We start from the raw sequence: 17099 nt of genomic DNA on the forward strand, positions 1-17099 counted from the left end.
TGTAAACAGTCATCTGAAAAAATGATAGCTAGCTATAAAAAGTTGTAAGACAGTGTGTAAATTATAGTTTAGTTTTGTGAATTATAAAAAAAAGGGTTCTTCTCAATAAGAAAAACCCCTTCTTAAAATTGCGTAAATAGACTCTATTGCTGTTATGCTTTATCTTCCCCTGAATCTTTAATAATCACTACTATTAAATTATTTTAACTCTGATTTTATCGAATACTTCTGGTAAGAACCAAACACTCCTAGTCCTCCTTTTATATTTGTATAAATATTCTGAGGTTCAGAGAATGGATCATCCTGATAATTTGAATCGTAGCTTTTATAAAATTCATAATAATTTCTATCAATATTCAGAAGACTGAGGCCAATATTGCTGAAACGTTTTTTCATAGATTCTAATGGTGTATCCGCCTTGAATGGTCCCAATTTACCGTTTGCAAAACCGATATCTTTAATCACAATACTTTTAGTATCAAAATTCAGGCTATATTGGTAATTATACATGGGATAATTGTAATAGGTGGAGTCATATAAAACCCCTATCTCACCAAAGATTCTATAATAATTGCTCTGATTTTGTATATCATCCCACCACACCGAAATCCGGATGCTCTTGCCTGAATATCCATAATTGGATGTACCTTCTACAGTATCTATTTTGAATGTGAGGCTTGAATTGATTTCTTCCGGAACAGTTGTTTCTGCTTCCGCATAAAGGCCTGCAGGAGTTGAAACAGTCAGATGGTACGTTGCTCCGGGAACTATCGGAAATTGAGAAGCCGGAACTGTATAAGAAGATGATTTTTCATCAAAAAGCAGCGAAGCAGAAACTCCATTACCTGATAACAACACCGACGCATCTTTCACAGGAGGATTTAAATTATACATCTGATCGCTCTTCTTGTAAATCGGAACTGATTTTCCTACAAATATTTTAACTACAGTGTCTTGAGGCGAAATGTATCCCCCAATAACAAGTTTAGGCTCTATTTTGGGCATATCTTTTTCGTCTAATGTCCTGATGCAGCCTGACAAAAAGGAAGACACGAATAAGATAAAAATGATATAAAGATATATACGAGACATATTCTGGTATTAAAATTTGAAGTTATAGGTTATTGAAGGAATGATTGGAAAAAGAGATACTTGTTTAATGACATTCATTCCATTTTCACTACTCATAAAATAGAAGTATGGGTTTCTCCTTGAATAAGCATTGTATATACTTAAATCCCATGTCCTCTCACGACCTGAAGGAAACTTTTTGATAAATTTAATGCCTATATCAAGCCGATGGTATGCTCTCATTCTGTATTCATTTTTTATTCCATAATCTGTAAGGCTTCTGCCGCCAATACTACCATTGCTTCCAGGATTATGCTCAATACCTCCATATTCAGCATTGGGGATAGTGATGGCATTACCTGTTCCGTATACCCAGGTTGCTGAAAGATGAACCTTATCAGAAAGTTTGTACATTCCAACAAGTGAGATATCATGCCTTCTATCGTAACGAGCATAAAACTTCTTTCCAAAATTCACGGAGTCAAATTGCAACTGGCTCCATGACAATGTATATCCTATCCAACCTGAAAATTTCCCTGCTCTTTTATGAAGTAAAAATTCCAGACCATATGACCATCCTTGACCCTGGGTAAGATTTTTTTTCCAACTGCTTTCATTCTTCTCTACAATATCTTCAGATAATAAAAAAGTAGCACCTTCTTTAAATCCTACACTTCTGTTGGTTTTCTTATAATACCCTTCAATACTGCATACCATATTTTTTCCAGGAATATCTTTTGCCAACCCTAAAGCAATTTGCTTTGATTGTGCAGGTTTTATATTGTCGGTTGTGGGAACCCAAAGGTCCAATGGTAAACCAATTCCCCCGCTTGTCACCTGATATATATACTGATTCATTATTGCAAATCCTCCTTTAATTGCAATATTGTCCGTTATCTTATATCCTGCGCTTATTCTGGGTTCCGGAAATACATAACTTTTGTTTGCTGTAATATAGCCTGACAGTCGCACACCAGCATTGATTGTAAGTCTTGGAATGGGTTTAAAGGTATCCTGAAGATAAACTGAAGTTTCAACTGCTTGTATCTTATTGTCAACCTTCACATCGTTAAAACCTGTTTCACGGTATGTTACGGCTTCCGGTTTAAAAGTATGAAGTGTAGAGATCAATCCTATTTTTAATGTATGACTGGAAGATGCTGATATATTGAATTCATGTTTTAATGAAATATCTTTTACATTAGAAATGTAGCGCAGTTTATAGTTATCTGTTCCATATTTCTCATCTATATTAATATCAAAAACATAATTACTATAAATGAGCGATGTCTGAGAATTTATCTTTTCATTATAAATATGATCCCATGCCAGAGTGCTTGCAGCATTGCCCCACCTTAACCAGGCACGGGAATCACTTTCACCATCTTTAAATCTTGCCCAGAATTTGTCTCTCCCAAAATAACCGCTCAGATAGATTCTGTTTTTAGGGTTGATGTCAAAATTGAATTTCCAGTTGAGGTCATAAAAAAAATAGCCACCCTTGTTATCAGATGGAAGTAACGGATACATCAATGCATCCAGATAAGTCCGTCGACCTGAAATAATAAAGGAAGACTTCCCTTTTTTTATTGGCCCTTCTACCGTCAGACGTGAGGCGATAAGGCCCACTCCTCCTTCTGCATGTATTTTTTCGTTGTTTCCATTTCTTATTTCCATATCCACTACAGAAGAAAGTCTTCCTCCATATTTGGCAGGAAATCCTCCTTTGGTAAGTTCTACACTTTTGAGCGCATCACCATTGAACGAAGAGAAAAATCCGAAAAGATGATAAGGATTGTATACTGTTGCATTGTCGAGCAGGAAGAGGTTTTCACCTGGACCTCCACCTCTTACATACAAACCAGCTGTACCTTCACTTCCTTTTTGAACACCAGGCATCAGTTGAATGGTTTTCAAAACATCCTTCTCTCCCATTAGTGTTGGTACATCCTTAATCTGATCTATGGGAATTTCGATATTACTTATGTCAGCCCCATCACTTACTGTTTTAAACCTCTTCCCTTCAACAATTACTTCCTTTATTTCGGCAGCTTCTTCAGAGAGCGGTACATCTAGACGCAAGTCACCTTTTATAGCTATCACTTTCTTAACAGTGCTGTAACCGACAAATGAAAAGGTAATTTCGGCAGAATCAGAAGGTGTAACAGAAAGATTGTAATAGCCTTTAGTATCAGTCGTCGTTCCATCACCTCCGGGGGATACCTGTATCATTACACCTGGCAATCCTGTTTTGGTTTTTGCATCTCTCACGTAGCCACTTATATCATAGTGTATATCTTGTGCCATGACGTTCGAATACATTATTGAAATAAGCAAAAAGAGAAACAGATAATTTAAAAGTTTCATTATAAAAGTTGTTAAAAATTATTTTTATAAAATTATTTAAAAACAAGATCTCAACGGGTTATAGTATGAATTATTTTCTTTGATTCTTGAAAAGTATATTTTGAGGAATTTTATTTATCTTATATTTCTCTCTGTGATTTAATTTCCTTAATCCATTTATTCATCAATTAATTATTATACTTTATAATATGACCAATCTGTGAAGTTAAGATCGTAGCTCCTTAAATAATGTAACTTTTGATACCAACAGATTTTTGCAAACTAATAATGATCCACAGGACATGGATTATAATACACTAAAAAATTAAGCTAAACTTCAACCATGCATAGAGCTCAACCTTGTGTTTACAGAATACCACCCTCTCCTGGGCTTGAGGAAAATTTTACTTGATGATACCAGCCCTGGAAGGGCGACTTTATGCCAATATAGGGTGAAGCCCTATGTTGATTGCTATGCAAAGGGTATGAAGATTAAGTAGCTCAGATGTTTCGCAAGCTCAACATGACCAGAGTAAAGAATCCTTAAGCTGAAAAAATTTCTTAAAGGAGAAAGAAAAAGCCGGCGAAAAAATATTAAAGATCTTTTATATTTTCAAATCTTATAACTTTTTCAGTAGTCCTAAAAACTCTTCCTTTCTTTTTTCTTTCTGAAAAACTCCTGAATAATTTGCAGTTATTGTACTGCTGGATGTGTCCTGAATACCTCGTGAAGATACGCAGAGATGAACAGCATCTACAATGACTGCAACGTCTTCGGATTGCAAAGCTTCTTTTAAGCCTTCTGAAATCTGGTTGGTGAGGCGCTCCTGGACCTGTGGGCGCTTTGCATAATATTGTACCAAGCGATTTATCTTAGAAAGACCAATTACTTTTCCTCCGGAGATATACGCTACATGGACTTTACCTATAATAGGAACGAAATGATGTTCACAATAGGAATATAAGGTTATATCCTTTTCAATCAACATTTCATTATACCTGTACTTATTATCAAACAGTTTAATGTTTGGTTTATTAGCGGGATTTAATCCGCTAAAAACTTCCTTTACATACATTTTAGCTACCCTGTGCGGTGTTCCGCTTAAGCTGTCATCCCTCAGGTCAAGTCCTAACAGATACATAATTTCTCTAAAATGTTTCTGTATTAGTTTGATCTTGACTTCGTCATTCATTTCAAAAGCATCATCACGTAAGGGAGTATCTATGGAAGTCCCGATGTGCTCATCTCCTATTGTATCCGTTGTTTCAGTGACCAGATTCATGCAATTATAGTTTTATTTCCGCCATCACTCTTTTTACCATGGCATCGCAATACACCAGGTTAAACTCAAAAATTTCAGAAGGTGTATATGATTTTTCAATTTCTTTCTTCAACATGCCCTTAGCTCTATTGAGTCTCACTTTAACGTTAGATTCGCTTATACCCAATATGTCAGATGTTTCAGCTACATTCATTCCGTTTATTTCCCTTAAGGAAAAAACCATTCGATAGTCCAAAGGTAATTGCTGTAAGGCATTTTCTATAACCAGTCCAAGCTCTTTGGTTAGAATGGTTTTGGTCATATCAGCGGACTGATCATCAGAAAACATAGGAGTACACTCGGTTTTTATTTCATCAGGGATTTCGTTCTTAAAACCTGATTTTTGTTTTTTCCTAAAGCAATTGTTAAGCATTATTTTGGTTATCCAGGTCTTGAATGATGCACGATTTTCATAACTGGATAAATTTACATAAGCATTTATAAAAGTATCCTGCATGAGATCCTGTGTGTCCTCATGATTGTAGTTATATGCCCTGCCTGTTTTATATAGGTGGGCATTGTTTCTCCGGATAAGTATTTCGAATAATGCTATCTCCCCTGCCAGAATCTTTTGTATTATTTCTCCGTCAGAATATTGGTCAGATTTCATGTTGCTACTCCTAGATTGAGTTGGAGCATTTGATTGTTGTGGTACTAAAATTGGCATTTCCCTGTTACGCTTTAATAAATGTGGCTAGTCTTGACATGGAAAATGCTCCTATAGCCATTGTTAGGTCTCGGACGGCTATGTCAAAATATCGACCGCTTGTGATCAGCGTTATGGCGATAAGTGTTAACCATGCTGCAACAATCAGCCCTCCGATTTGAGGTTTTATTAATACGATGACTCCTGCTACTATTTCAATAACTCCTACTATCATCATAAATATGTGAGGGGAAAATGGCAACATGGGCTCAAGACTTGGGTTCAGATAATTTTCCCAGGTGGTGAGAATATTCGTGAATTTGTCAAGGCCAGCGACAATTGGCACTATTACATAAGTGAATTTTAATAAATTAAAAACAGATCTAAGTGAGTTTGAATTAGCTGTTACCATTTCTATTTTTGTTTTGAGTTATACTACATTAGAGTAACTGAACAAGTAAATGGTTACAAAAAAGTTTTAAGTTTAATTAGTAAGTTTTAAGTGGTGCCTTGTGAATGTAATTTTAAGTGGCAAGTTGCTAATCAGAACTTACCACTTAAAACTTGTCACTTATCACTTTTTTTTTGGTACTTTAGCTCCTTCTTTTCTGGCTTCTGAAAGTCCTATTGCTATTGCTTGTTTTTTGCTTTTTACCGGCTTTCTTGAACGGCCTGATTTAAGCTTGCCTTCTTTCATCTCTTTGATATTTTCTGCAACTTTTTCCTGAGCCTTTTTACTATATTTTGCCATACGTTTTTAATCGATTTTTCCTTATCAAATAACAAGTGAAATTGATTTAAAGTTGGCTTTTATTCCCTTAAATATGTTTAAAGTATTTAATTAAATACTTTAAGTTGTTGTGGTAAATGCAATTGATAATCAATTGATTGGTCGAAAATAAAAAATCCATTCTTTAAGGAATGGATTTTTTATTTTCAGATAAAGCTCATGGACTTAGATTATTCAATTTTAAGTAATTTACCTGAACTTACAGAACCATTTTCATCTTCAATCAGGTAGAAGTAATAACCATTTTTTAAGTTACCTACCGCAAGTATTTTTTCTGATCCATTCAGCGTAGCACTAAGTACAGTTTTTCCATAGATATCTGAAACCTTTACATTATAGTGTCCTGATGCATATGAATTTGCATTTATTATCAGATAATCTGAAAATGGATTAGGTGAAAGAGAAATGTCAATATTTAAAGGTTCTACTGTATTTGTAACATCTGGATTATAATCTATTTCAATATCTTTTCCCTGATTTAAATCTTCTCCGCACTTTTCTACTATCGTTTGTTCCAATTCATTTGTTATTATTGGGCTATTGAAGTCAAAATATATCAGGGATTTATTTTTAATTACAGTCCCAGGAAGTACAGCTGCTTTTGGCTTTATTTTAAATGATATAAAACCATGGCTATTTTTTTCATCGTTGATGCTATCTGGTAAATAAATATTATTAAAGTATATCTTCAACACAGGATATCCTTTTCCCTGCAAATTCCATGTGAAGTTATGAGACCCTCCTGCAAGTGATAAGGTCTCTATATCCAGGCTTTTATCCAGTGTATCTTCAACTATTACGTTATATGCAACATCATTTCCTGTATTCTGAAACCTGATGGTATAGTTGATCCAATCAGTCGAAAAAATACCATGTTCCTGACCGCATCCTCTTGGTAAGACTGATTTGTCATTAGGGTCAAAGCTATCTCTTACTTCAAAGCATTTGGTGCTTTGTTGAAACCCTCCATCTTCAACCGGAAGGTCATTAACAAAATTTTTAGCTATACTACCATCGGTTAATTTCCCACATCCTTCATATGTAGTTATTGCTTTTTCTTTCTCAGGATGAAAAGGATTCTGATCAGCTTCTATTCTGATTGTTTTTCCAGGAGCGGAGATCTTTAATGTTATTGATTTACCAGCTGGAATTTTTATTTTATTCTTATATACAAGCAGTGAATTATAAAATATTCTGAGTTGCGTGCTATCAGACATATCTCCCGTTCCCTGATTTGAAATTACTGCTTGTAGAATTCCATTGGCTAAACAGCGGGTTTTAATAATCAGATCCGATTTATCCCAATATTGATAATTGCTACATGAATTTGCCGGTGAAATTTTTGCTTCCATACAATAAGTTCTACCTCTTATACTTTCATCACCACACATAATAGAATCATTCAAAATGATAGTCCCTCCTCCTGATTGAGGAATAAAGCCAGTTTGGAAGATTAAGGTTGTATCATTCAACCTGGAAAACGGCATTGATGAGTTCTGTATTCTTAAGACGGATGGAATTGTTAATTTAATCTGAGCATCTTCAACATATTCACTTCCTTCGTTTGAATAGTGAATAAATGTTTGTCCTGGAAAACATCTCCTCATGCGGTCTTTTACCAGAGAGACGTTTAGCAGTGCACAAAACTGTCCTTTATTGCCAAAATTGTACCCTGAGTATACTTTACCAGAACCTGTTAAGGAAACTGATATACTTTGATTATTGGCAGGACAGCTTTGCTCTGCAACATAATCCAGATTAGGTTTAATTACCTGTCGTATCTTTAGATCACGACTGCCTTCATCAACAACTATTCTGAAATTTCCGTTGATGTCAGTCATATCATAATAATCTCCAGGCTCTGCAACTACTATCCGACCTGCTAAGCCTCTTTCATTTTCATCTTTATTGCAATTACCATTTTCATCTATAAAAACCTTTCCCTGGATATAATTATAGTTTTTAGAAGTCGTGAAGTCATCTTTGATTAGTAACAATGTTGCATCGCTAAATAGGATATTAAATGTTTTATTTCCTATTTTATAAACATCATCTCTCCTATTGCAAATTGCTATTAATCCTTTTTTATCTATATCAATTCCTCCTTTACGTTCTGCTGTAAAATAGTTTTCTGACCATATAAAGTTACCGGATGGATCAACTTTGGAAACGAAGGCATTGGTAGCACCTTGTGGTTCAGCAAAAAGTGTCTTATCTCCATAATTAAAAAGATTGCCAAAACATCCGAAAATAAAGGCATTACTTAAATTATCCAGTCGAACACCATATGCCTGATCATCTCTTCCTACCTGACCCCATGAATTTTGCCATATAGCAGTCCCCTCTGCATCATATCGGCATGCAAAGATCTGGCTACTATTTTGTCCCAATGAAGTTTGTCCTACCACTACAGTATTTCCATCATTATCAGCACTTATATCCCAGGGGTAATAAAAGTCAGACCTAAGTTGTTTAGCCCATAAGGGAGTTCCACTAGAGTTGAGTTTTGTTAAATAACTTCCCTGTTGAGCTTCGGGGTCAGACAATTGAATAGTACCAAAATTTACATCTTTAGAAAACCTACCGGTTATAAATATATTGCCAAGTGAATCAAGGCATATCCCCGAAGCATTTACATAACCTTCATATGAATCTCCAGCCGCTACCGTTCCCCAAATCCCTGTTCTATCGGGACTTAATTTAATGACGTAAAGACTAGCTGAAGATGATTTTTGATTTCCGGTTAATTCAATTCCGTAATAGAAACTTCTCTGTTCAAATGTACCTGTGATGTAGATATTGTTATTGTTATCAGTGGCTATGGCTGCTATATTATTAGACTGGAGATTTCCCCAAATCATATTACCATTCTTGTCAAGTTTAATAAAAGCATATGGACCGGATCCTGGGATTGGAACATCTCCAATTTTAACATCACTGCCTTGAATATTTCCAACCATAATGATATTATCGTCAGAATCAAGTGTTATAGCTAAAGGTTCATCATAATATATACTTTCATTTCCGCCTATATTTTTTGCCCAAAGGCATATTCCTCTTTTATCAAATTTAGCTATATAGATATCTCCACTTCCATTGGCTGTTAATTTTATGTTGCCAAAAGTCGTGGATTCCATAAAATATCCTATCATGATAATATTCCCCTGACTGTCAAATGCAGGTTTATCAGCATATGTGTATGAAGGGCCTGTTGAAGTTGTTCCCCATAAAATACTTTGAGCATTGCATTCCAAGCGCAAAAGTGTGCAGAATACTAATAAGACATTTAGAAAAAATTTACACATGTTATTTATGCTTATTCTATTATTAAAAACTTACCTGATTTTACAACTTCTCCATTATCTTTTAGAAAATAATAATGAATGCCCTTTTTGAATAGTGATTTAGATATTTCAATCTTATTTGAATATACTTTCTCATGGAAAAGCAAACTCCCTGTTACGTCTAATATCTCAAGATCAAGATCCTTATGTTGGTCTATTTCAAAATAAACATTTCCGTTTGATGGATTCGGATAAACCATCAGAGCTTTCATTTCATTTTTAGAAGAGATGTCAGTCGATACATCTTCAAAAGTAATCAGGTCTGCTTGTGAAAAATCACTTATGTATTCACTTTTAATAGTATGGAAAACGGTATTGGTTAATATAGGGCTATTATAATCAAAGTATATTCCAGCCTGGTTTTTAATAACAGTTCCTTCCGTTACTGAAAGCTTAGGTTTTATTGAGAAATCAATAAAGCCATTGCTCATTAAAGAATTAGTTGAGCTGTCGGGCATATTAATATCATTGAATACAAATGTGAGTACTGGTTTTTTCTCACTTCTTAAGCTCCATTGAAATGGATGAGAAGCAGCTCCTACAGACAATGTAGAAAGATCAAGGGCATCATCAAGAGTATCTTTAAGGATTACAGTGAAAACAGTATCGCTACCTGTATTTTGAAAGTAAATTTTATAATTAAAAGTCTCACCTGGTTTAATTGCATTATCACTTCCAATTCCTGTTGGAATTGATTCTTTCAAATTAGGATCATAGCTACCTACTATTTCTGCGCATGATATAGAAGATTCTGGTCTTGCATCATCTTGTGGCAATGCATTCACAAGACCTTTTGCAACTTCTCCTTCAGTGCTTTTACACATCTCAACTGTAAGAAATACATACTTAAGTTCAGGATGATTTTTAGTCTGATTTGCCTCTACCCTTAGTGTTCTTCCTATTCCTGATACCAAAAAACTTAAAAGGTCAAGAGACTTGAGTTGAAGCTTAGAAGTATAAATTAATTTATTATTGCTAAGTATCCTGTATTCAGTTGGTTCCTGCATATTTCCGGTGCCTACATTTTTTATAACAAATCTGACTAATCCGTTATCCAGGCATTGGCTGAATATCTCAAGGCTGGACCTGTCCCATTCTGGGCTGGCAATTCTGCAGGAGGATGATTTGGGACTTATTACTGCTTTGATACATTCCGTTAATCCAAGTAATTTCTCATTCCCACATACAACAGAATCGACTATATTGATTGACAATCTTTCCCCCGATTTGAGAACAGGAATTTTGTATGTTACTATACTATCGTTTGCAGAGTTCCAGGAAATTGATGAAGAAACAGGTTTTACATTTTGAGGGAACAATACTTTTAATGTTAAATCGGAAGCATCTATACTTCCGGAATTTTCACATAAAACAGACAAGTTGTTTGTAAAGCACCGTCTTAATCTGGCCTGGGTAACACTAACAGAAACGTCGGTGCATGGATTGGTCTTTATACCAAAGTTTTTATTGGAATAAACTTCTCCCATAGCAGTTGCTGAAATTTTTAATTGCTTGTCAGCAGGACAATATGCATTGATTGTCGATGATCCGAAATTTTCTTTTAGTAATGCAATCGTATAATCACCGGGAGGAAGCACAAAATCATAATTACCCTGCGGATCTGTCAAAGCATAAAATGGCCCAGGAGTGGCCATTAACAGTGTATTTCTGACACTTTTTTCACTATTGTCTTTCTTGCAATCTGAATTGAAATCATAAAACACATTTCCATTAATGATTGCAGAGCTATTCATAATTGGGGTATTGAGAAAAGGAACAGTTCTACCCATTGCATTGCCAGGATTACTTATAGTATCATAAGACATATAATACCCTCCGCATAGAAGTTTATTATCTTTATTTACAGCAATGCTTTTAATTATGAATGTTGAAGAAAATACCGGAATCCGACCAGGATCTCCTATTGTTTTAGAAGATAAAAGTTCGTTGGTTTCAGCATCATGTGTTTGTATATAAACCTGCCAACCGACAGTATAGTTGACCACTGGATTTCCGGCAGTATCCAGACATAAGTTGTCTCCCCCATTGTCATGATTTAATGTATTTGTATTTAAAATGATGTCCCAGGCCTTACTTCCATCAGCATTAAATTTCCCCAGAACTCTTGGAATTGGATCAATACTATTATTTCCGTATACACCACGGAAACCTGTATAAAAAATATCACCTTTTTTATTTACAGCAATATCAGTAATTCCATCATCATTAAAGTTGCTGTAATTCATAAATGATAAACAATACCCATTTTGGTTAAATTTAATAATATATCCATCAGAACCAGTACCATAGTTACTGGAACTACCGCAATCGGTTACGTATCCACAATGCGTTGCTCCTGCTAGATAAAAATTATCGTATTGGTCCACCGTAACTGCTCCGGCATATTCTCCGGTACAAATAGATGATGGATTTGCAATACTTTTTGCCCAGTAAAAATTTCCTGAAGGGTTTAATCTTGCAACAAAGGCACGTCCTGCCTCCTTACCTATGTTCACGCCATTGATAATTGTATTGTTAGCGATAGATCCACATATAATAACATTTCCTTTACTATCCACGGCAATGTCCCTTCCACAATCTACTGACCATCCAAAACTACTTACAAGAAGATATGGATTTTGAGTAGGTCCTTCCCCTCCTCCACCATTTACCCAAACTGTTTTTCCCTGTGAGGTAATTTTACATACGAATAAATCATTGCCTCCTCTTGATGGCCAATTGATCTGCCCTAATTTAAGCATAGATGAAAAGGTACCGGTGGCATAAATATCTCCTTTCTTATCAATAGCTAAACTTAATACTGCGCTCGGCCCTTCATTAGATGAAGAAGTTTTTAACCAGACAATTTCTCCTGAGCTGGTTAATTTTGCTATGAATAATCCAGTATAATTCTTGGAGCCAACCAACTGGTGATTTTGCCATTTAACAGAATCAGTGAATACGCCACCTACAAACAGATTACCATAATCATCCTGAATAATTTTGTATATGTTTAATGCTCCTGGTCCCTCTGTTTTAGCATACCAGTTGGGTTGTTGTGAAAAAAGGTTATTACAATTGAATACAAAGAAAAAAATGAAAATGATAAAAGTTTTCATAGATAAAATGACTAAAATTTATGACACTAAATTTATGACACTAAATTTATCATTTTATATTTTATTAGAAAAATTTCAGGAGGTACAGTTTTAAATAAGTGAAATTTTAAGCCTACCTAAATAAACTCATCAATTCCTTCTTAGTAAGAGATTTAACTATATCTGCATCTGTTTTTACAAGATCATTTACCAGTTCCTTCTTGGTCTGCTGCAATTTCATGATCTTTTCCTCAATGGTATTGGGACATATAAGCCTGACTGCTACTACATTTTTCTGCTGTCCTATTCTGTAACTTCTGTCAATTGCCTGATTTTCTACTGCAGGGTTCCACCATGGATCTACCAGGTAGACATAATCGGCTTCCGTCAGATTGAGACCTGTACCACCTGCCTTCAGACTGATTAGAAAAACTCTTACCTGATCGTTATTCTGAAAGTTATTGATCACAGCACCTCGTTCTTTTGTCTGTCCTGTCAGATATACATGTGATATGCCTTTATCATCGAGCTTTGCTTTTATGAGGTCAAGCATGGATACAAATTGAGAAAAAACAAGGATCTTGTGCTCCTTATGTTTGTTCCCAATCTCTTCCATCAATACTTCTATTTTTGCAGAATCTTCTCCATAGGCTTTGTTTTCACTGATCAATGCAGTGGAGTTACAAAGCTGTCTTAATCTGGTGAGACCTTTCAGGAAGTGCATATTTTCCTTATTTAGCTCATCCTCGTTTCTGGAAGCAATAAAGTCACGCATATCCTGCTCATATGCATCATATATACTTCTCTGGTTCTCTCCCATTTCACAGTACAGAACCATCTCCGTCTTTTCAGGCAGCTCTTTCGCCACTTGCTTTTTTGTCCTTCTCAACAAGAATGGATTAATCTTTTGGCGAAGCTCCTTTGCCCTTCCGCTATCTTCGAATTTGTCTATAGGCATAGAATAATGCCCTTTAAACTGTTGCTTGTTGCCAAGCAATCCCGGACAGACAAAGGAAAATTGTCCGAAGAGATCAAAGGTGTTGTTTTCAACAGGAGTACCAGTAAGTACAAGCTTATTCCTGGATTTAAGAAGACAGGCTGCCTTGTATCTCTGAGATTCAGGATTTTTTATAGCCTGAGATTCGTCCAGAATAATATAGTTGAAGTTGTATTTCTTCAGAGTAGAAATGTCTGATAATAATGTTCCATAGGTTGTGATAATGATTTCATAATTATCAAAATCAGACGGGTCTTTTATTCTTCCTGCACCATGAAAGGTGTGTACTTTGATTGAAGGCGCAAATCTATCTATTTCCTCCTGCCAGTTAAAAATAAGGGATGCAGGAACCACAATAAGATTTGTATTATGAGCTTGCTTCTTTCTCTGCAAAAGGATAAACGTAATGATCTGAATCGTTTTCCCCAGACCCATATCATCTGCAAGACAACCACCGAATCCGAAGTCATCAAGAAAGTTAAGCCAGTTAAGGCCTTGTTTCTGGTAGTCACGAAGGGTAGCATTAAGTTCCTTAGGGATTTCTATTTCCTGAATAGATTCGAAATGCTCAAATGCATTTCTGAAATTTTTTAGTTGTTGCAGTGTCTCATTTGTCAGAAGATGTTCTTCATACAGTTCAGCGATCTCATTAAAATTTGTTTTGGGAGTTTTCAGCATTCCTGCTACCACATCTATATCTGCAGCATTGAAGTAAGCCGAAAATTTCTTCAGCCAGTCAGCAGGAAGGATTCCCAGAGTTCCATTATCCAGCTGGATATAGCGGCTTTTATCTTTAACAGATTTCTGTAATTGCTTCAATGAAACTTTCTGATCGCCGAATTTTATATCAATAGTTGTTTCAAACCATTTGATACCACTGTTGACTTTTATGTTAATGGAAGCTTTGTTCGGGTTGTATTGAATACTCTTTAATTCATTGAATCCTAAAATAGTAATGCCATAACGCTTCCATTCTTCAAAGGCATCAAGAAACCAGTCGTTTTCCAGCAGCCTCTGTTTGTGAAGGTAGTAGCAATCGCCATTCACCTGTTCCTGGAAGAATGGATGTTGTCTTAATAAAAAAGAAACGTAACGAACTTCAGCTTCCTGGTCTCTTTCCACCAGAAAAGTATTTCCATTCTGATCTTTTGTATAAATCTGTCTTTTGGAAAGAATTGGTATTTCAACATTACCATACTTCATGACAGGTGTGATGAGGACAAAATTTTCCGAATCGGAAAGGTAAATGATTTTTTCTGAAAGCGCTGTAAATCCTTGTTCTTCCAGAAGAGTGGGTGGTGCTTTTTTTATATGTGAATAGGTAATCCGGAATTTATTCTCCAGTCCGACTAATAAGTTTTGCTGAAAAGCATCAAACTTGGATGGATGGATCAGTACTTTGTGGTTTTGTTGTCTGAAGAAACTGATAACCCGCGCAAGATCTTCATCCTGTATAAGATGCATGGTATCTCCTATTCTGATGAAATATCCGAATTTCATCTGCAGGCTCTTTAGATCATAAAGTTGGTCTTCAATGACAAGTTCTGCAGATACTTCATGAAAGCGCTCTTTCAGATCAACAGAAAGCGAAAGTTCCATTCTTGAGCTTTTAAGCTTCACAGGAATGATGGATTGAGCCGATATTTTTTCAGAGATATTATTATCATGAAAAAATGCCGGATGGCTCAATGGATTTTTTACAACAGCCTTTAATCCTTCTATGTCAGATTGGGATTTTGTTTCAGAATAGTTATTCTGGAAACCTACAATAGCAGCATAAAACTTAAGAACATCAACTTCTTGTGTTTTCCAGACAGCATCTGTTGAATTAACCGGAACGAGTGGGTTTCTGACATTTCCATCTTTTGTTGTTTCAGCTTCAAACAGTTCAATAACAAAGTGATCGTAATACCGATGTTTTCCAAAAACAAGAATTGTCTGTTTATATGAGGCAAAGTCCTCTTCCTGCTGAGCTTCTCTCTTGGGCAGGACCTGTTCTTTAAAATATGCATCTGTTACTTCGTTAACAGCAAAGAGCCCTTTCAGCTTCGGTTTTACAGATAATGATCTCCTGTCATATTCTATTTGAAATAGTTCATCAGGATCTGGCTCATTTTCAAGCCCATATTCTCTGGCAGCATCTCTTATTTTTTCATGCCTTAGTTTTTCATCAAAAAAGGTCCGCAGGTTGGGACGATCCATTATGTTATATAGAATCTGAATCTGATGGCTGCAAAGTTTATCTCCCGGAAATCCGCAGGTGCAAGTAAACTTTAAAGAGCTCTCCTCCTTTTTGACTGAAACTGTTGGTGAATCTCTGAGATTGGAAAGTGTTGTAAACGAGACAAAATTAATGTCAATGATTTCAGGCTGAATATCAAAGAATCCTCTTGAATCTGTGGCGACAAGGGTTGAGCTATGTGTAAAAAGAAGTCCTTTGTTTAATGAAGCAAAGTTTACGTCTTCAATAATATATCCATGAATTGGCTTGCTCATTTATTGTCCTTTCCTATTCAAAATTAAAGGAATTTGTTGGGATGGGAAAGGAATTAGAAAAATTGATAGCAGAGATATTTGTTTTGGTTTTAACTTTCTGAATTTAATGGATTTAACAGGTTTGTCTAATTCCAAAATTCAACCAAATTGGGTGAAGAACGCAAATAATTATTTATTAGAAACAGAATTTCCCTTTTTAATTAAGTGAAGTTTATTGCTTGATGATTGATCGGATTTTAATTTATCCTTAAGAGCTCTAAGCTTCAATTGTTTTGTTATCTTTTCTAACAAAATTTCCTCCTGAACTTTATAGATAAAATTGAACCATAAAGTTATTAAAGCAAATGTGCCAACTATGATCAGGGTAGGTAAAAAAGATTTGCTCATAAGTGCAGCAATAAAACTCAGGATGAAGGCGAATCCAAAGAAGTAATTTTCTGGTCTAAGACAGGTATATATTTTAACGATCTGTTCTTCTGGAAAGCGTTCTTCAATGGTTACATGAACTTTAATAGAAAAGCCGCCACCTCCCGAGAAGTTAAGTGTCCCCCATGATATATTGGCATATACGGTATATTCACTTTTATTTTTATGAAATAAAATCTTATCCGTATTTTTGCCTTGAGAAGAAGACCCCATTTTTTGTTTAAGATCGTCCAGGCTTCCTTTATATCTAAAGGATTTATTCATAATAAAAAGTGATCTTATTTTTTTCATATTTTGATGTACATTATGAGTTCCTATACTTCTATTTGCTTAGAGATCAGAAAAATTAAGTGCAGACTTGTCCTTCTCTTAAAAGGAAATAATTCTTTTTAAAATGCTCAATTTTATATTGTTTCTTTACTTCTTCTCCGTTTCTTTTGAAAGCTTGAAAAATTGATTTTTAAAAGTAATTTATTCATCCATAAACATTTCAAGTTAAAAAAAGATTTATAAATTTCTTCAAAAAGGTAATGACAATTTTTCGATGAAATTTATTGAAGTTA

Annotated in this window: 10 protein-coding genes; all 10 read right to left on the bottom strand. The window is 35.2% G+C overall.

The window, feature by feature from the left end:
- Window positions 1–198: 198 nt before the first annotated feature.
- The 10 genes from K350_RS0100150 to K350_RS0100200 all read right to left on the bottom strand — a co-directional run bounded on the left by K350_RS0100150 (window position 199) and on the right by K350_RS0100200 (window position 16827).
- Entirely contained in the window at window positions 199–1092 is an 894-nt protein-coding gene (locus K350_RS0100150; RefSeq protein ID WP_081670829.1) for a DUF4249 domain-containing protein, read from the bottom strand.
- Window positions 1093–1101: 9 nt separating this feature from the next.
- A complete protein-coding gene (locus K350_RS0100155; RefSeq protein WP_051312723.1) occupies window positions 1102–3378 on the bottom strand; it encodes a TonB-dependent receptor in 2277 nt (758 codons plus the stop codon).
- 659 nt (window positions 3379–4037) lie between these two features.
- The gene (gene folE, locus K350_RS0100160) at window positions 4038–4700 is read right to left on the bottom strand and encodes a GTP cyclohydrolase I FolE (RefSeq protein WP_028978190.1); all 663 of its coding nucleotides are present in this window, start codon (window positions 4698–4700) and stop codon (window positions 4038–4040) included.
- 4 nt (window positions 4701–4704) lie between these two features.
- Window positions 4705–5406, bottom strand: a complete 702-nt coding sequence (locus tag K350_RS0100165) for a sigma-70 family RNA polymerase sigma factor (protein ID WP_245598394.1) — start codon at window positions 5404–5406, stop codon at window positions 4705–4707.
- A 7-nt stretch (window positions 5407–5413) separates the two neighbouring features.
- On the bottom strand, window positions 5414–5797 hold the full coding sequence (locus tag K350_RS0100170; protein WP_037573456.1) for a hypothetical protein: 384 nt from the start codon (window positions 5795–5797) through the stop codon (window positions 5414–5416).
- Between the two features lie 162 nt (window positions 5798–5959).
- Complete coding sequence (locus K350_RS32600) at window positions 5960–6136, bottom strand: DUF6496 domain-containing protein (protein WP_169716566.1); 177 nt, start codon at window positions 6134–6136, stop codon at window positions 5960–5962.
- 209 nt (window positions 6137–6345) lie between these two features.
- Window positions 6346–9480, bottom strand: coding sequence for a DUF7619 domain-containing protein (locus K350_RS0100180; RefSeq protein ID WP_081670830.1), 3135 nt, complete (start codon window positions 9478–9480; stop codon window positions 6346–6348).
- Window positions 9481–9491: 11 nt separating this feature from the next.
- Entirely contained in the window at window positions 9492–12638 is a 3147-nt protein-coding gene (locus tag K350_RS0100185) for a DUF7619 domain-containing protein (RefSeq protein WP_028978194.1), read from the bottom strand.
- Between the two features lie 112 nt (window positions 12639–12750).
- Complete coding sequence (locus K350_RS0100195) at window positions 12751–16110, bottom strand: DEAD/DEAH box helicase (protein ID WP_028978195.1); 3360 nt, start codon at window positions 16108–16110, stop codon at window positions 12751–12753.
- Window positions 16111–16278: 168 nt separating this feature from the next.
- Entirely contained in the window at window positions 16279–16827 is a 549-nt protein-coding gene (locus tag K350_RS0100200) for a hypothetical protein (RefSeq protein ID WP_156026787.1), read from the bottom strand.
- Window positions 16828–17099: the final 272 nt, after the last annotated feature.

Origin of the sequence: Sporocytophaga myxococcoides DSM 11118 (genome assembly GCF_000426725.1) — a bacterium.
Lineage (GTDB): Bacteria > Bacteroidota > Bacteroidia > Cytophagales > Cytophagaceae > Sporocytophaga > Sporocytophaga myxococcoides.